At 60.8% G+C, this 15918-nt stretch carries 22 protein-coding genes and 1 pseudogene; 11 read left to right on the top strand and 12 right to left on the bottom strand.

All coding sequences use genetic code 11. From position 1 onward, the window contains the following. Positions 1 to 51 precede the first annotated feature (51 nt). From J3P73_RS06875 to J3P73_RS06865, 3 genes and pseudogenes are all read right to left on the bottom strand, one after another. Positions 52 to 450 carry a DoxX family protein gene (locus J3P73_RS06875; protein ID WP_024322777.1) on the bottom strand — a complete coding sequence of 133 codons (399 nt, stop codon included), beginning with the start codon at positions 448 to 450 and terminating at the stop codon, positions 52 to 54. Positions 451 to 482: 32 nt separating this feature from the next. Further along, entirely contained in the window at positions 483 to 863 is a 381-nt protein-coding gene (locus J3P73_RS06870) for a glutathione S-transferase N-terminal domain-containing protein (protein WP_075225300.1), read from the bottom strand. Next, a pseudogene (locus tag J3P73_RS06865) lies at positions 860 to 1707 on the bottom strand (DODA-type extradiol aromatic ring-opening family dioxygenase). The gene J3P73_RS06870 and the pseudogene J3P73_RS06865 overlap by 4 nt, the downstream one beginning before the upstream one ends. Positions 1708 to 1857: 150 nt before the next feature. On the opposite strand from J3P73_RS06865, the gene J3P73_RS06860 reads away from it, so the two are divergent. The 3 genes from J3P73_RS06860 to J3P73_RS06850 all read left to right on the top strand — a co-directional run bounded on the left by J3P73_RS06860 (position 1858) and on the right by J3P73_RS06850 (position 4249). Continuing rightward, positions 1858 to 2754, top strand: coding sequence for a LysR family transcriptional regulator (locus J3P73_RS06860; RefSeq protein ID WP_197726765.1), 897 nt, complete (start codon positions 1858 to 1860; stop codon positions 2752 to 2754). 99 nt (positions 2755 to 2853) lie between these two features. After that, the gene (locus J3P73_RS06855; RefSeq protein ID WP_245002719.1) at positions 2854 to 3258 is read left to right on the top strand and encodes a hypothetical protein; all 405 of its coding nucleotides are present in this window, start codon (positions 2854 to 2856) and stop codon (positions 3256 to 3258) included. A gap of 199 nt (positions 3259 to 3457) precedes the next feature. Beyond that, a complete protein-coding gene (locus tag J3P73_RS06850; protein ID WP_130654929.1) occupies positions 3458 to 4249 on the top strand; it encodes an aldolase in 792 nt (263 codons plus the stop codon). Positions 4250 to 4257: 8 nt separating this feature from the next. Here the strand turns inward: J3P73_RS06850 and J3P73_RS06845 are convergent, their stop codons facing one another. Continuing rightward, the gene (locus J3P73_RS06845) at positions 4258 to 4608 is read right to left on the bottom strand and encodes an AraC family ligand binding domain-containing protein (RefSeq protein WP_130661153.1); all 351 of its coding nucleotides are present in this window, start codon (positions 4606 to 4608) and stop codon (positions 4258 to 4260) included. Between the two features lie 64 nt (positions 4609 to 4672). Beyond that, a complete protein-coding gene (locus J3P73_RS06840) occupies positions 4673 to 5122 on the bottom strand; it encodes a VOC family protein (protein WP_018068872.1) in 450 nt (149 codons plus the stop codon). A gap of 51 nt (positions 5123 to 5173) precedes the next feature. On the opposite strand from J3P73_RS06840, the gene J3P73_RS06835 reads away from it, so the two are divergent. Then, positions 5174 to 5776, top strand: a complete 603-nt coding sequence (locus J3P73_RS06835) for a TetR/AcrR family transcriptional regulator (protein ID WP_207579826.1) — start codon at positions 5174 to 5176, stop codon at positions 5774 to 5776. Between the two features lie 8 nt (positions 5777 to 5784). Here the strand turns inward: J3P73_RS06835 and J3P73_RS06830 are convergent, their stop codons facing one another. Next, positions 5785 to 6723, bottom strand: a complete 939-nt coding sequence (locus tag J3P73_RS06830; protein ID WP_207579825.1) for an AraC family transcriptional regulator — start codon at positions 6721 to 6723, stop codon at positions 5785 to 5787. A gap of 79 nt (positions 6724 to 6802) precedes the next feature. Here J3P73_RS06830 and J3P73_RS06825 point away from each other — a divergent pair, with 79 nt between their 5' ends. Continuing rightward, entirely contained in the window at positions 6803 to 7630 is an 828-nt protein-coding gene (locus J3P73_RS06825) for an oxidoreductase (RefSeq protein WP_207579824.1), read from the top strand. A 25-nt stretch (positions 7631 to 7655) separates the two neighbouring features. Here J3P73_RS06825 and J3P73_RS06820 read toward each other — a convergent pair whose 3' ends face one another. From J3P73_RS06820 to J3P73_RS06810, 3 genes are all read right to left on the bottom strand, one after another. Beyond that, positions 7656 to 7895 carry a hypothetical protein gene (locus J3P73_RS06820; RefSeq protein ID WP_207579823.1) on the bottom strand — a complete coding sequence of 80 codons (240 nt, stop codon included), beginning with the start codon at positions 7893 to 7895 and terminating at the stop codon, positions 7656 to 7658. Further along, positions 7892 to 8212, bottom strand: a complete 321-nt coding sequence (locus tag J3P73_RS06815; RefSeq protein ID WP_018067968.1) for a hypothetical protein — start codon at positions 8210 to 8212, stop codon at positions 7892 to 7894. Before J3P73_RS06815 ends, J3P73_RS06820 begins: the two co-directional genes overlap by 4 nt. A 75-nt stretch (positions 8213 to 8287) precedes the next feature. Continuing rightward, entirely contained in the window at positions 8288 to 9007 is a 720-nt protein-coding gene (locus J3P73_RS06810; protein WP_018067967.1) for an SOS response-associated peptidase, read from the bottom strand. 197 nt (positions 9008 to 9204) lie between these two features. Here J3P73_RS06810 and J3P73_RS06805 point away from each other — a divergent pair, with 197 nt between their 5' ends. From J3P73_RS06805 to J3P73_RS06795, 3 genes are all read left to right on the top strand, one after another. Next, positions 9205 to 9795, top strand: coding sequence for a TetR/AcrR family transcriptional regulator (locus J3P73_RS06805; RefSeq protein WP_130800630.1), 591 nt, complete (start codon positions 9205 to 9207; stop codon positions 9793 to 9795). 71 nt (positions 9796 to 9866) lie between these two features. Beyond that, positions 9867 to 10496: a hypothetical protein gene (locus J3P73_RS06800; RefSeq protein WP_130686106.1), complete on the top strand. Its 630-nt coding sequence runs from the start codon at positions 9867 to 9869 to the stop codon at positions 10494 to 10496. Positions 10497 to 10729: 233 nt separating this feature from the next. Further along, the gene (locus J3P73_RS06795) at positions 10730 to 11308 is read left to right on the top strand and encodes a DUF308 domain-containing protein (protein ID WP_130800629.1); all 579 of its coding nucleotides are present in this window, start codon (positions 10730 to 10732) and stop codon (positions 11306 to 11308) included. A gap of 35 nt (positions 11309 to 11343) precedes the next feature. Here the strand turns inward: J3P73_RS06795 and J3P73_RS06790 are convergent, their stop codons facing one another. The 3 genes from J3P73_RS06790 to J3P73_RS06780 all read right to left on the bottom strand — a co-directional run bounded on the left by J3P73_RS06790 (position 11344) and on the right by J3P73_RS06780 (position 14019). Further along, positions 11344 to 11814 carry a hypothetical protein gene (locus tag J3P73_RS06790; RefSeq protein ID WP_197729453.1) on the bottom strand — a complete coding sequence of 157 codons (471 nt, stop codon included), beginning with the start codon at positions 11812 to 11814 and terminating at the stop codon, positions 11344 to 11346. A gap of 215 nt (positions 11815 to 12029) precedes the next feature. Then, on the bottom strand, positions 12030 to 12914 hold the full coding sequence (locus J3P73_RS06785) for an abortive infection family protein (RefSeq protein ID WP_130686104.1): 885 nt from the start codon (positions 12912 to 12914) through the stop codon (positions 12030 to 12032). Positions 12915 to 13422: 508 nt separating this feature from the next. Next, positions 13423 to 14019 (bottom strand): TetR/AcrR family transcriptional regulator, encoded by a 597-nt coding sequence (locus J3P73_RS06780; RefSeq protein ID WP_130800627.1) that lies wholly within the window; start codon positions 14017 to 14019, stop codon positions 13423 to 13425. Between the two features lie 127 nt (positions 14020 to 14146). On the opposite strand from J3P73_RS06780, the gene J3P73_RS06775 reads away from it, so the two are divergent. The 3 genes from J3P73_RS06775 (at position 14147) to J3P73_RS06765 (ending at position 15861) form a co-directional block, all read left to right on the top strand. Further along, entirely contained in the window at positions 14147 to 14527 is a 381-nt protein-coding gene (locus tag J3P73_RS06775) for a DUF4267 domain-containing protein (RefSeq protein ID WP_024322799.1), read from the top strand. A 1-nt stretch (position 14528) separates the two neighbouring features. After that, positions 14529 to 14849 (top strand): DoxX family protein, encoded by a 321-nt coding sequence (locus J3P73_RS06770; protein ID WP_018067958.1) that lies wholly within the window; start codon positions 14529 to 14531, stop codon positions 14847 to 14849. 199 nt (positions 14850 to 15048) lie between these two features. Then, positions 15049 to 15861, top strand: a complete 813-nt coding sequence (locus tag J3P73_RS06765; RefSeq protein ID WP_026170589.1) for an alpha/beta hydrolase — start codon at positions 15049 to 15051, stop codon at positions 15859 to 15861. Positions 15862 to 15918 lie beyond the last annotated feature (57 nt).

Below are 15918 nucleotides of genomic sequence, written 5' to 3'. Positions count from 1 at the left end.
CGTGAGGCCAGGCTGCCGGCCGGCAGCCCGGTATAGGCCGGTTCCCGCCGTTTAAGCCGTGGCCGGACGACGCGCGCTGTCGAGCGTCCATGCGCCACCACCGGCAAAGGCGATGTAGAGGAAGATGAAGCAGAACAGGATGGCGACTTCGCCCATGTTCAGCGCCGGCCAGAAGCCATAGGGCATGTGGCCCATGAAGTAGGCGGCTGCCATTTCGCCCGAAGCGATGAAAGCGGCGATGCGCGTTTGAAATCCGACGAGCATCAGGGCCGAGGTGATCACCTCGATGGCGCCGGCAATGATCATGATGGTCGGAAGCGGATAGGGCACGCCCTGAATCGGACCCGGAAATTGCAGGAATTTCATGGTCGCGTGTTCGAGGAAGAGAAGCGCGGTGATGATGCGCAGGATGGCGAGGACATATGGCGTCCATTTGCTGGTATCGGTCATCGGGATTTTCCAAAGAGGGTTGATGGGAGGGCTCAGGCGACGGATGCCGCCTTCTTCAGTTCCTGGTTTTCTTTCCAGAGCTTCATCGACATGGCGAAGACGCCGTCGACATAGTTCCGGTAGACCGTCATGCCGGCCGGATCGCGGCCTGCCTTGGCTGCAAAGAACGCAACGATGTCGTCGGATTCGGTGACGTATCGGCCGGGCTCAAGCTGCGCGGCGGGAAAGCTCACCTTGTCGAGATGCGGCTGAAGCTCGGCGCGGATCTTCTTCTCGTGCTCGCTGTCGGAAACGAAGTCGCGGGTTTCGACGTCCGGGGCCAGTCCCGATTCCAGAAGAAACAGGCGAACCTTGAGGCAGAAGGGGCAGTTTTCCTTGAGATAGACGATCGGCTTGAACGTTGCGCTGGTCATTGCGCATCTCCTTTTGATTGAGGGGCGGAGGGAACATCGCCGAAGCGGAAGCTCGATGCGGTCAGGCCGCCGGCGAAGTCTCTCTGGTGATAGGTGACGGCGCCCGGTTCGTCCTCGGCCGCACCCACCGCCACCATCAAGGGGATCAGGTGGTCTTCACGCGGATGCGCCGCGCGGGCGGCGGGGGCCTTCTCCCATTCGACAAGCCGCTCGGTGCGCTGGTCGAAGGGCGAGCGGATCAGCGTCTCCTGCAGCCAGGCGTCAAAAAGACGGGACGGACCGTGTCCGGCCGTGCCCTGTATGGCCGACAGGTTGTGGTAGCTGAGGCCGCTGCCGATGATCAGCACGCCTTCGTCGCGCAGCGGCGCGAGCGCCCGGCCGACCTTGAGATGCAGCGCCGGATCGTAACCGACATCCAGCGAGAGCTGGACCACAGGGATGTCCTCGTTGGGATAGAGCGGCTTCATCAGGCTGAACGTGCCGTGATCGAATCCGCGAGTGGGGTCGGGCCTGGCGTCGATGCCGGCGGAATGCAGCAGATCCTGCACGTGACGCGCCAGCTCGGGGGAGCCCGGCGCGCCATATTTGATCTGATAGAGATAGTCGGGGAAGCCGCTGTAGTCGTAGACCATGCCCGGGTTGCTGCCCGAAGAGACGGCAAAGCCCCTCTCCTCCCAGTGGCCCGAAACAACCAGCACCGCCTTGGGCAGATCTTGAAGTTCGGCCCGCATCTCGATCAGGGATTGCTCGAGCTTGTCGAAATTGCTGCGAAAGCCACCGGTCATGTAGGGCCAGGGCCGCCGCCGTGGCTGAGGAAATAGGTGGGCAGTCTCGATGTCTTCACGTCGCCATTCCTTTCGGCACCGCCGCATCGGCTGAACATCCGGCGGATCGATCGCCTCAGTCCGCCGGCCTTGTCAGAGACTGTCTTGATTTTCCCTGGATTGATCAATTGGCTTTGCGTACACGCATCATTTCCTCTAGGTTGATGATCATGGACACGATGATCAGCCTGCGGGTGTTTTGCCTGGTTGCCGAGCTCAAGAGCTTCACCGCGGCAGCACGCCGTTTGAACCTCTCGCCGGCGATGGTGAGCAAACATGTGATGCATCTGGAGACGCGCCTGGGAAGCCGGCTCTTGAACCGGACCAGCCGGAGTGTCACGCTTACCGAACCCGGCGCGCTTTATTTCAACCAGACACGACAGATGCTCGAAGGGCTCGACGAACTGGAAGCGTCGATCGGCAATGTCACGGTTGCGCCGCGCGGGACGCTCAAATTCAGTGCGCCCGTATGGGCAGCCAGTTCAGGCTTTGTCGATATTCTGGCCGAATACAACCAGCGTTATCCGGATGTCAGCCTGGATATGGATCTGAGCGGCCGGATCACCAATCTGGTCGATGAGGGCTTTGACCTTGCCCTGCGGGCCATGTCGTCCGAACGGCTCGATCCGGGTCTCGTTGCGCGCCCCTTGGCGACGATCGAATTCCGGCTGATGGCATCGCCGGATTATCTCAGGCGCTCCGGGCGACCCCAGAGCATCGCCGAGCTGAACGGCCATGCGCTGCTTCGCTATAATGGCATCAATATCAGCGAAAGCCTGCTGTTGGGCGGTCACAACGACCGGCATAAGGTCACCTTCCGCAATGTGCTGCTGAGCAGCAACGAGACACTTCTGCACTTGGCGGCTTTGCGGGGAATGGGCCTGGTCTTCCTGCCGGAATGGCTGGTGGAGGAGGATCTGAAAGCAGGCCGGCTCGAAGTGGTGTTCCCGGAGACGCTCGGCATCAGCAATACGCTGCATGCCGTCTATCCAAGCCGGAAATACCTTTCCGCCAAAGTCCGCACCTTCATCGATTTTCTCGTCCTGCGCTCGCCACAGGTATTCTGACGCGCGCAAAACGCCCGACCGGACAATTCAACCAGTTGCAGGTGTCACGGGCGTCGATACTCAGGGAGCCGTCTGAAACGTAACGGCAGGAACTGAACATTGACACAACCCGCAGCCGATAAGGTCCGCTTCAACTTTGTTACGCAATGTCCAAGGGATGATGGCTGCGGCGTTTTCGTCTTGCAGATGCTGACGGGCAAACCCTACGACCAGATTGCCGGCATGATCGATTGGGGCGTTCAGACCAATCATTACACAACGTGGAAGGAACTGCGCGGCGTCCTGACCGCGTTGGGCTGGCAGACTGGCGGATTACGCAAGGCAGAGAGCTGGGACGATGTTTGCGGCGTCGCGGTCGTCCATGTCGAAGGAGACCACTTCATCCTCTATGACGCCAATAACGGCGTCTTCTATGATCCGGGGCAACCCGATGGCCCCGATCTACAGAGCCGCCTCGTTCCTATGAACTACCTTCCAGTGCAATCGCCGGAGAGCGGTGCGTAAAAATGCAAAAGCGCGTCCCCAACCTCCGTCATCCCAGGCTCGCGGATACGGAAAGACACAGCCGTCGAGCAGCGTACTCACCCCAAATATGCAAATGAACCGAACCATGTTTGTCTCCAGCCGGCTTGATGCGAGGCTGATCCGGGCGTAATCCAGAACACAGCCACCCTCTCCTTCGACACCAATCTGAAACGACCCCATGGCGCACTCCCTCAACACAGCCCCATCGCCCGCCGGCGGCCCCAACCAGCCGAAACTTGATACGGACGACATCTGGCAGGCCCGCGTCGATCTGGCGGCCTGCTTCCGGATGGCGGCAAGGCTCGGCATGGAGGAAGGGATCTGCAACCATTTCTCGGCCGTCGTTCCCGGCTATGACGACCTGTTCATCGTCAACCCGTACGGCTACGCTTTCGCCGAACTGACGGCCTCGATGCTGTTGATCTGCGATTTTCACGGCAACGTCGTGTCGGGCAACGGGCAGCCCGAGGCCACCGCTTTTTACATCCACGCCAGGATTCACAAGAACGTCCCGCGCGCCAAGGCGGCGTTCCACACCCATATGCCTTATGCCACCGCCCTTTCCATGACGGAGGGCGATCCGCTCATCTTTGCCGGGCAGACCGCATTGAAATTCTATGGACGCACGGCCGTCGACCGCAACTATAACGGCCTGGCGCTCGACGCGCGCGAGGGCGATCGCATCGCGGCTGCGATCGGCGATGCCGACATCGTCTTCATGAAGCACCACGGCGTGATGGTCTGCGCACCGAATATCGCCGAGGCCTGGGACGACCTCTATTACCTCGAGCGTGCCTGCGAAGTGCAGACGCTCGCCCTGTCAACCGGACGCCAGGTCCTTGCCGTCGCGCCTGAGATCGCCGAAGCGGCGTACCGGCAAATGCGCGAAGGAGATCCGGAGTCGGCCCGGCTCCATCTGGAGTCCGTGAAGCGCGCGCTCGATCGCAGCGAGCCGGAATACAAGCGCTGAGCCCCGGCTTACGCGTGCGCCTGCCGCCAATGCGGATAGGTGACATAGGCGGTGAGCGCGCCTTCGTCATGCGAGCGGATGGTCACCGCTTCACCCTTGGGCATGTAGACGATCTCGCCTGGCCCGGCGGTGACTGTTCCCAAGTCCGTCGAGACCGATAGCTGCCCTTCCAGAACGATCATGACGTCGTCGACTTCAATCGTCTCGGTCAGGCTCTGGCCGGGCGCGTAGCGTCCATAGCCGATGGTGATCGGCCCTCCCTGCCGCTCGTCGACCAGATTGCCGACGAAGATGTCCGCCTCCTGCCCGGGGGAACGCTCCAACGCCACGTCGGTAACCGTGAACTTACGGATTTTCATCGTCTTCCTCCATCGCCGCGTGCAGAGGTAGCGCGGAAATCCAGCGCGCCAAGGGCTGCGGCACTCACGCCGACATGTCCTCATTCCAGCGGCGTTGCATCTCCTCAGGCGTGACCTGCTCGATGGTTTGCGACAACATCCAGCGATGACCGAAGGGATCAAGCACCTGCGCCACCCGCTCGCCAAAACTCTGGTCGGTCGCCGGGCGCAACATCGTCGCCCCGGCCGACAGCGCCTGCGCCAGTGCTTCGTCGGTCGACACCGTGTCCATGTGGAAGGTCACCGGCGAGCCTCCGACGGCATCGGGAGACAGGGCGCCGAAGTCCGGATATTCGTCTGCCAACATCATCAGTGTCTCTCCGAAACGCAGCTCGGCATGGCCGATCCGCCCGTCCGAAGGATCGGTCATGCGGAAGACTTCCGTGGCGCCGAAGGCCTCCTTGTAGAAGTCGATGGCCCGTGCCGCATCCTTGACGATGAAGTAGGCGCTCACTTTTCGGGCAAAACTCGGCATGGATGATCCTCCTTGACTGGGTTATATATTAACGTTACGTATCGTAAAGATATGAGTCAAGAGTGTAATGCAACACCGAAGAAACGAGGGCGGCCGCCAAGCGCTGCCGCGCAGAGGCGTGCCTTGGAGGCGGCCCATGAAATCCTGATGGCCGAAGGTTTTGGCCGCATGACGATCGAAGCCGTGGCGGCGCGGTCCGGTGTCGGCAAGCCGACGATCTACCGCTCCTGGGCCAACGCACAGGAACTGGCGATGGCCGCTCTGCTGGTCAACCGGCTACCGGAAGCGGAGGTTGGAGGGGGCACGGCGCAAGCGGCTCTCGGCGCGCAGATGAGCGGACTGGTGACTGCCTTTGCAAGCACGCGCGGACGGCAGATCACGATGGCACTTGCGGCCGCCGACCCGGAAAGCGAATTCACCAAGGCCTTCCGCAATCAGGTAATCCTGTCGAGCCGCAACGCGGGTCGTGTCATCCTGGAGGAGGCTCTGGCTCGCGGAGAGATCGTTCCGCCGCCTGATATGGAGGCGCTGCTCGACATGATCTACGGACCGGTCTTCTTCCGGCTGCTGGTCGGCCATCGCCCGGTCTCGCCGGAGTTCGGCGATGCGATCGTCAGGACCGCGTTGCGGGCCGTTGCACCGTCGGACGCGTGAGACATGCTTTAGCCGTGATCGTCGCCCAGTTCGCCAAGGTGGCGCTGGACCCACTTGATCTCCTGCGATGCCGTGCGCCCGAAATGCCGTTTGAAGTCGCGGCTGAACTGCGCCGGACTTGCGTAGCCGACCGAAGCCGCGACCTCGGCGATCGTTCTCGTCTGGCGCGCGATCATCAATCTTGCCTCGTGAAGCCGCATCGCCTTGACGTATTGCATCGGGCTGTTGCCGGTCAGACCCTTGAAATGGACATGATAGGACGGAACGCTCATGCCCACCTCTCTTGCCAGATCGGTGACCGCGATCTCCAGGCCATAGTTTTCCCGCAACCAGGCCAGGCTCTGAATGATCTTTCCGGATCTGCCCTTCTGCTGAAGGGCGGCGATCATCGCGCCGCCTTGCGGACCGACCAGGACGCGGTAGTGCAGTTCGCACAGAATGCCGGCGCCAAGCACATCCGTCTCGACGCTGCTGCGTAGCGCCGTCAGCAGGCGCAGCAGCACATCCTCGATATCGCCAGACATCCTGCTCGACACGAGACTTCTCGGCTCGTCGCCTGGCAGTTCGGCATGTTTTTCCACCTGCAATGCGATCTCGGCTGCCATCTGCATATCGAACTCGACATAGACCGCAAGCAAGGGCCGCTCGGGACTGGCCGTCGACGTCATCCGGAACGGGACGGGCAGCGACACCGCCAGATAATGCTCCTCATCATAGAGGAAGACTTCGCCTTCGAGGATGCCCTGCTTGCTGCCCTGCAGGACGAAAACCGCGCCCGGCTTGTAGAGCACCGGGATGTCTTGGAGCACCGCTTCGGTGCGCAGGATGCGGACGGAGTTAAGAGCGGTCGGATTGTATCCGTGACGCGGGGCGAGACGTTCGGCCAGCTCGACCATCTCCCCTCGCCTGGATGGGCCGCGATCGCCTTGCATAGGATTTGGCAACATATTCAGACAATCCGCCATCGAAGCACGTGGTTCTTCATACTATTTGTCAAATCATATCCTCAATCAAGGAATATCGCTGATGTCACGAAAGACCTTCTTCATCACCGGATCGAATTCCGGCTTCGGGCTCGCCATCGCTGCTGCGGCTCTTCAGGCCGGTCACAGGGTGATCGGCACCGTGCGCTCGCAGGCGTCGCTGACAGCGCTCGCCAAAACCCTGCCTGGCCTGCGGCCGGCCCTCTGCGACGTCACCGAGTTCGACCGGATCGATGATGTCGTCGGCCACGCGGAAGGCGAGCATGGGCCGGTCGACGTGCTGATCAACAATGCCGGCTACGGCCATGAAGGCGTGCTCGAGGAGTCGCCGATCGAAGAGATGCGGCGGCAGTTCGAGGTGAACGTCTTCGGCGCCGTCGCCGTTGCCAAGGCATTTCTGCCGCGGTTTCGCCAGCGACGCCGCGGGTTCATCGTCAACGTTACCTCGATGGGCGGCATGATCACGATGCCCGGCATCGCCTATTACTGCGGCAGCAAATTTGCGCTTCAGGGCATATCGGAGGTGATGCGGGCGGAAATGGCCCCGTTCGGGGTGCATGTGACGACCCTTTGCCCCGGCTCGTTCCGGACGGACTGGGCCGGACGATCGATGGTCCGCACCGAGCGGTCGATCGCCGATTATGATGGCCTTTTCGATCCGATCCGCGAGGCGCGACAGGCCGTCAGCGGCAAGCAGCGCGGCGATCCCGCCAAACTGGCCGCCGCGGTTCTAGAGCTCATCGAATCCGATAATCCGCCGCCGCAGCTTCTGCTCGGCAGCGACGCCCTCAAGCACGTGTCGGACAGGATCGTTCGCCTCCAGCAGGAGATCGAGGCGTGGAAGCCTGTCACCGTTTCGACCGACGGCTGACGGCGGAACATCAATCAGCCAGCCCTCATTGGATGATTTTCCCACCCTCGGCCGCCTCCAGCTTCCGCCTCAGCGCCTGTTCCTGTTCACATGTCTTGTGCGGGAAGTGTTCCCAACACCACCAGCGCGTTGGCACGGCCGGGGATGGGCTATTGCCCCAGCCTCCCCATTCCTTGCAGCCTGTGCCGTCAGCAAGCCGGTGCTCGCAATAATGCTCAACGATCACATTGGCGCCCGGTGCACTCGAATGGCCTTCGATGCTCATGGGTGCGCCGTCCTCCGTTTCCCGCTCTTGATGCTCTCATAGATCATTTCGAGCCGCCTTGAGGCGACGTAGGCACTGTCCTCGTAGCCAGCCGACGGCCAATCCAGTCGATGGCTGCCGTCTGTCGCCACGATCCAGAACCATCGATTATCGACCACTCCGCCTGCCTGTGACCGGAATATCCTTCCGATCTGGGTATCGCCGTCAAAAGCGACGTAATCGTCGCCGGGTTTCTCCCTCCAGGCGTGCCGCCATTTATATTTGATTTCCCGGCCGCTGACATATTCCCACGATTTCCATGTGATTTGTTCTGGCATGCGTCGTCCTGTCCTCTCGCGAGGGTTCTCTTTGACCGCATGGTTGATGGATGGCTCCCGCCCGAGCCGGTGAATTCAGATCAGCGTCGGTTCCGGATCGGGGTCGATCGGATCGATGATGTCAGCCGTGTCATTCTTGGGCGAACCCACATTGCGGCCGATCGGCCACATGGTCATCAGTTCCGCCGGGAACGGCTTCATCAAATCGGCCGGATCAGGCTCCGGCGATAGCCAGCGCTCGTAATCTTCGCGGTGCAGGACGACCGGCATGCGGTCATGGATCTGCGCCATCATCGCATTCGGCTCACAGGTCACGATTGCGAAGTTTCTGATGTCTACGCCTTCCGGGCTGCGCCAAATCTCCCAGATGCCGGCGAGCGCAAAGGGCGAGCCGTCAGCCATGGCGATCGCATAGGGCTGCTTGTTCTTGCCGGTGCCGAAGATATCCTTCCACTCGAAGAAGCCGTTGATCGGCACCAGGCAACGGCGCGACCTGTAGGCCGAGCGGAACAGGCCGTTGGTACCGATGCCCTCGCAGCGCGCATTGATCGGCGGCGGACGCCCTCCCGGCTTCATCCATGCCGGCATCAGACCCCAGCGAGCGCTGGCGAATACCGGCCCCATGATATCAGGTTCGCGGACCATGTCGCGAATGATGATTGGATAATCCAGCGTCGGCGCGCCGTTGTAGCGTGGAAATCGGTTCCCGAGCGCATCGATCGCACCACGCTCCGCGAAGGCGAAATTGCGCACCAGTTCCTCAAGCGAGGTCTTGATATAGACGCGGCCGCACATCCGGAACTCCATCCTGCATATTAGATGTTCCGATTATGTTCTGGTGGATCGAGGCGAGTCAAGGCCAGTCGCTACAACCGACGCCATCATCACTTTCGCCCGCGTCAAGGTGAAGCCGTTCACCGCCTCGACGACGGCCGATGGCAGAAAACTACATTCCGCTTGACAGCCTTCCTACTGGAAGGTAGATAAGAGCCATGAGCAATCTTTCGACGACGTCCGACGAAATCCTGGCCTCCGCCCGAACCCTGATCATGACCGGAGGCTATAACGGCTTCAGCTATGCCGATATCGCTGCCGTCGTCGGCATCCGCAAGGCCAGCATCCATCACCACTTTCCGAGCAAAACCGATCTGGTCCGCACGCTGGTCGTGCGATATCGCGAAGATGCGGAGGCGGGTATCGCCGGCCTCGAGCAACAGGTGCGGAATCCCCTAGCGCTCCTCAAAGCCTATGCGGGCCACTGGGCCCAGTGCATCGAGGACGCCAGCCGGCCGTTTTGCGTCTGCGCCCTGCTGGCAAGCGAACTGCCGGCGCTGCCGCCGGAGGTCGCAGCCGAGGTCAAGGCTTTCTTCCGCTTTGCTTCGACATGGCTGACCTCGGTGATGGAGCGAGGCTTGGCGGACGGGAGCTTGAAACTGTCGAGCGAACCGCGTGTCGAGGCTGAAGCCTTCATGGCCTCCGTCCACGGCGCCATGCTGTCAGCCCGTGCTTACGGGACCCCGGAGATCTTTGCCACCATTCTGGCCCCCACCCTGCAGCGGCTCACTCCGACCGCCGCTCGATAAAGTTCCGGACGGAATAAAGCCCGGAGCGACAACGACGTTCAGCGAAACTACCAACTAGTTGGAAGAACGATATGATCAAGAACATCCTCCCCGCCCTCGTGCTGGGGCTCAGCGCTATCGCGTCGACGGCACTTCCAGCGGCGCCTGTCCATGCCGAAGACCAGAAACCCGAGCAGATCCATGTCAGGGGCAGCATCGTCAATTACAGCGGCTCCGCTCTCAAGGTGAAGACCCGCGAGGGAGAGACCGTCGATGTGACGCTTGCCGATGGCTGGAAACTGGCGAGCGTCGCAAATGCTGCGGTCACCGACATCAAGCCGGGCGACTTCGTCGGCATCGCATCGCTGCCCAGCGCAGGCGGCGGCGATGGCGCGCTTGAAGTGCTGATCTTCCCGCCGGCAATGAAGGGCGCCGGTGAAGGCAGCTACGGCTGGGACCTCAAGCCCAACAGCAGCATGACCAACGCGACCGTGGCCGACGCAGTCAAGGGCGTCGATGGCCGCACCGTCACCGTCTCCTATCACGGCAAGGAAAAGAAGATCGCCATTCCGGACGGCACGCCGGTCGTGACCATCGCTCCGGCCACCAATGACGATCTCATTCCCGGCGCCGTCGTCTTCATCCCCGCCGAAAAGGCTGCCTCAGGCCCCCTCGCCCATCAGCTGCTCGTCGGGAAAAATGGCGTGGTCCCGCCCATGTGACCACGTCGTCGCCGGTCGGCCGGGCCGCCCCCGGTTCGACCGGCGATTTACCAGGGAATGCCGCCTGACCCGCAGGCGATGGACCCGAACGACGGAAAACGTCGTCTCGACAGCAGCCCGGCGGTGCTCCGGCAGTGCCGGCAAGCCCTGGAAACCCCATCGTGATGACGGACGCCGCCATGCATGACGGTGAGCCCGCCAAATCAGACACCATCACACACAGGAAAGAGATCATGATGACAACCGATCAAACCACCGTCGCGTCTGGCGACAGGGAAGAGTGGCTGACGCGCTACTACTTCACGCGAGCAGCCTTTTCCGCCATCTGGGTCGCAGCCGCCTTGACGGCCGGCCGCCAGTCGCTTGCCGTCGCGGCCGCTTTGCTGATCGTCTACCCGGCCTGGGATGCCGCCGCCAACCTCATCGACGCAGCGCGCAGTGGCGGCCTGGCAAACAACCGCAGCCAGGCGATCAACGTCGCCGTCAGCGCGGTGACGACAGCCGCCGTGTTCGTCGCGCTGACGATGAACATGAACTGGGTTCTCGGCGTCTTTGGCCTCTGGGCGATCTTTTCCGGCCTGCTGCAGCTTGGGACCGCTGTCCGGCGCTGGAAGACCAATGGCGGCCAGTGGGCGATGATCCTCAGCGGCGGCCAATCCGCGGTGGCAGGCGCCTTCTTCATCACCCAGGCGCAAATGCCGGAAGCGCCGTCCATTGCCAACATCGCCGGATATGCCGGCCTCGGCGCCTTCTATTTCCTGGTCTCGGCCGTCTGGCGGAGTGTTACGCAGATGCGGCGAAAGCGGGTCTGAGCCGACATGCGCCAATTGCGATGTGACACCGTCGATCAGCGGGGACCAACTGCCCAGTCGGGGAATTTGCGATAGTTGCAGGCGTTCATTGAGAACAACGCCACATCATCACCGATTTCGTGGCGCGAAAGCTCCCATTCGAAGGTGTCACGGTCATCGAAACCGTAAGATAACGCCATCGCGGTCAACTCCATGAAAGGCCCTGGGGGATACAGGGTGCCGTACACTGTCGCCTCATTTCCCAGGAATTTGCCTTTGATAACTCTCTTGATCTCCAAATCTGCCCTCACCGTCCGCGACGGAAAATTTTCTGTCAGCAGCAAGCCGGATTCGCCGATCGACAGCGATTTCACGCGCGCCTCAACCACGATCTCCGCTTTCGCCAGCAGTTCATCCTGAGGAGGGCATCGCGGCAATCCGGCTGCTGGTCTTAGACCCATAACCAATAAAGCAAGAATTGCTATGAAGCTCAGTCGGATATGCGGGTTCAGGAACGCTTTCGGCATCGGTGTCTTTCCTTATGCATAGGCGTGTCTATTTCGCCTCGATTGCGTGAGGCTGAAACGAACATCCTCATCCAATCGCATAAACCACCGCCTTATCCTGCACCGTGCAAGGCCCTGACACGACGCTGTCGCAGCTTTCCATCATCGGCCACGCCCTTCGGAGGCTTGGTCATGCGAAGGGCAGCCCGGCAAATGGCGAGCTTGAAAGTTCCAGTTTACTTTTCAGACTTTGGTAGATCCCTGCCCGGAAATCTCAACTGCCAGGTCTCGATCAGGAACACCGCGACAGCGCTGGCCGAATGAACGGCGAGCCTGGCAATTCTGGGATCCACTCTTTTGAAGCCCCGTTCCCTACCATGAGCGTCGCCAGCATGGGTCCGAAGTGCGCCGATTCCCTGCACCGCGTTGACAAGTCCAGAGAGCACAGCACGAACATCCGCAGAGATCTCGTCTGCCACACCTTCCTTTGTTGGCGAGAGTCCCAAGGGTTCTCGGACCGCCTTATAGACTCCGGCCAAATCCAGCTTTGTGGGGAACTCCACTTTTAATTCGACTAAGATCGATCGGCAGACGCTCTCGACCAAAGAGCAAGCCGCTGTGATTGCATCTTCCGGGTCATCCACTACGCCCTTCTTTGCACGCTCAAGGTCTCTGTTCACGGTATCAAAATCGATCTTAGTCCCAGCAGTTATGAGATTTGCGATCGAACCCACCTCGGTGAAAGCGCAAAGGCGAACCTTTCGCCCCTCTCTAACAAGCTGGAGACCATCGTGCTCCAAGCGGCGGTTCAAATACTCCATGACGCCCTCATGCCTCTCTGGCCGCTCGATGAAATCACGAGGGTCGGCAGCCTTTTCTATGAGGCGCTCAAGAGCGGCGTTGTCGTCCTTGAACCCCGCCAAAGTTGAAATGGCCTGTCGGGTAGCAATATGGCGACTGCCCGCATCCAGATTGAAAGGAACCTGGCAGGAGGCGAACCATTGTTCCAACTCCCATCCCCGCCGATAAAGCCCTATGGGTTCGTTGGGATCTGAGGCAGAGCCGCCACTGATTACCTGCGCGAGCGCCTCGATCGTATGTTCCGACAGCTCAATCCACATTTGCGCCCCCGACCAGTTGCTGCCTCTACCCAGCGGGCGATATAATCACCTCCCTGACGGTATTACTATGCCCGCCGCCGGCGACAGATAGCTGCAATCGATTTCTTCGAAGACAAGTGAACGGCACTCAAAGATAGGATGAACCGGCCTCGAATTTGGCCGAGGACATCTGCCAGTTCGGCAAAGTCATCCCTGCTCAACACAGCCCGACCATAGTCGTCTTCATTACCCGAATACGGCGGATCGAAGTAAAACGTCGACTGATAGTTTTGCCGCCCATTTGGTTGTCGAAACCCGGCCCACCCTCCGTCATCCCAGGCCTTGAGCCTGGGATCCATGCCCACTGCTGATCGAGACGAGAGTGGTTCCTCGGGTCAAGCCCGAGGAGGACGGAGGGTGGGTGGCGTCTGGAGCAAGGACAGCGGCGTATCCGGACATGATCGGCGACGGCTCTCCGTTGAAGATGCGCGGTCCACATCCGGTAGCCGATGCGCCAACCGACGGAATGTCATTCGCCACGGATAGCCGCGTTTCCTCCTGCATCCACGATCGCCTGAACAACAAGCGCGATGCGTTTGTCACGCATGCCGGGCCGAATGCGGCCTGAACGTTCGAGCTCGGCAAGCCCATGAAGGGCTGCCCAGAAGGTCTCGGTCACGATCTCCACATCGGCACAGAACGGCGACGCGGCTGCTGCAATGGCGTCGAAACCGGCCCGAAGTTCCGATCTCGTTTCCGCCTCGGCGAACTGCAGTTGGGTCGGCAGGATAAACATCGCCTCGTAGAGTGCCGGGCGACTGAGTGCGAAGGCAAAATAGGCCATGGCAACGTCCATGAGGGCATCCCGTCGCCCGTTCGCCCCGCCTGCCGCTTCCCGAAGAACGGTTGCGAGCTCCTTGAAGCCCTCGACTGCAACCGCGGCAACGATGGCGTCCCTGCTCGCGAAATGCGAATAGAGGATTGGCTGGCTGTATTCGATCTCCTTGGCCAGGCGGCGGATCGTCACGGCATCCCATCCTTCGCTCTCCGCGACGGCACGTGCTGCCGCGACAATGCGCTCTTCGCGCCCTGCCCTTTCCCGGCTTTTTCGCTCTGCGATCCCCATTGCTCAATCCCCATTCCCCTGCAGGCCCAGCACATCAAAGATTATACCAATGCTTGACTAACTAGCAATGCTAATGCATTTTACCTAGCAGTGCTAGTTTTTGTATCCACGATAGAAGGATCGTCTCATGCTTTGGTTTGCCAACGGGGCCGGGTTGCTGCTCGCCCTCGCTATTATCGCAATCGGCACTGGCTATATTGCCAGCCCGACGACCATGATGCGCAGTTTCGGCCTGCCGCTTCCCGAAGATGGCCCAAACGTCGCTTGGTGGCTCCGCCTCAAGGGCGTTCGCGATATCGTCGCGGGATTGCTCGTGCTGGCGTTCATGATGTGGGGTGCAGAACGCGAGGTCGGCATCGTGCTTTTGATCGAAGCGATGATCCCTGTGGGCGACATGCTGCTCATTCTCGCAGCGAAAGGTTCCACCAAAAGCGCCTTCGGCATTCACGGCCTCACGGCGGTGATCATGGTCCTGGTCGCCATCCCCATGATGATCGGGGCGCACTAAGATGGTTCACGTTCTTTCAATCTGGTTCCTGGTTGTCGCCTTCACAGGCGCAGGCCTTGTCAACACGATCGGCACGTCGGGGACGCGAAGCGATTTCGCCCGGTGGGGCTATCCGCGCTGGTGGGGTATCGTGACGGGTGGACTGGAAATTTTGAGCGCCGTCCTGATTGCGCTTCCTGTCAGCCGCTTTGTCGGCGTGGCGCTTGGGGCGGTCATCATCGCGGCTGCGGTTTTCACTGTTCTCCGCCACCGCGACCATGCACATCTTGCGCCGCTCAGCGTCTTTGTCACCCTGATTGCTGTTGCCGCGATCTCATCTTGAGCACGGCCGGAAAGGCGCTACTAGGTTGCGGCGAACTGTTGGCGATCAACAGGACGAGCACGATCCTCGTTTCTCGAGCCTCTTCTCCATAGGAACGCTTTGTGCCTATATTGGCGCTGCGCTGAGCACACCACGCCGCAACGGCCCGCGGTTGCCGCAAGCGTTCTGGTCATTGCCAAACCGGTGGGTACAGTCTGTCGTGAGCGCTACACGGTACTTGCTGATCTTGCCGCTGATGGCGGTCGTCGCCTACGTGGCGCTCGTGGGTTTGATCTATCTGTCTCAGCGAGCCCTGCTTTACCCCGGAGCCGGCGCCACACCTGCTCCGGAGCACGCGAGTTGGGGCGAGACGGTCCACATCAAGACGCCCGACGGAGAGATGCTTCAGGGACTGTACAGCCAGGGCGACAGCGACAAGCCCTGCGTGCTCCTCTTTTTCGGAAACGGTGACCGCCTCGGCAATTACGCGTTTCTCGCCCAGGCGCTGACCACGCGGAGGATTGGATTGCTGGCGATTTCCTATCGCGGCTATCCCGGATCGACCGGCTCCCCCAGCGAGCAGGGCCTGCTGACAGACGGGATCGCCGCGTTCGACTGGCTTTCGGCACACGGCGGAAGCGAGATCATTGTGCTGGGCCGGTCACTTGGCACTGGCGTCGCCGTGAATACCGCCGCGAAGAGGCCGGCCGCGGGCGTCATTCTTGTGTCTCCGTACCTGTCGGTACTGTCGGTTGCGCAGACGCATTATCCGCTCCTCCCGGTCGAGGTTCTTCTCAAGGATCCCTTTCGCTCGGACCTCAACATAGGCAAAGTAAGACAACCGAAGTTGTTCCTCCACGGCCGGCTTGATGATAGCATCCCGCTTTCTTCAGGGCAGGCGTTGTACCGCATCGCACCCGAGCCCAAGCGGATGTTGATCTATGACGGTGCGGGTCACAACGATATCTTGAATGATAGAATGGTCGGTGACGTCATCCGTTTTGTGGAAGCGCTGAAAGGAAACCGGCCCTAAATCCCGTCACGGACCGGAGCGGTTTCCCGGTCGTAGTGGGAGGCAATGCCCGGGAGC

The organism is Rhizobium ruizarguesonis, assembly GCF_017357285.1.
GTDB classification, from domain to species: Bacteria; Pseudomonadota; Alphaproteobacteria; order Rhizobiales; family Rhizobiaceae; genus Rhizobium; species Rhizobium ruizarguesonis.
The sequence above is the reverse complement of the archived record's forward strand: the minus strand, read 5'-3'. Positions and strand labels throughout refer to the sequence as shown.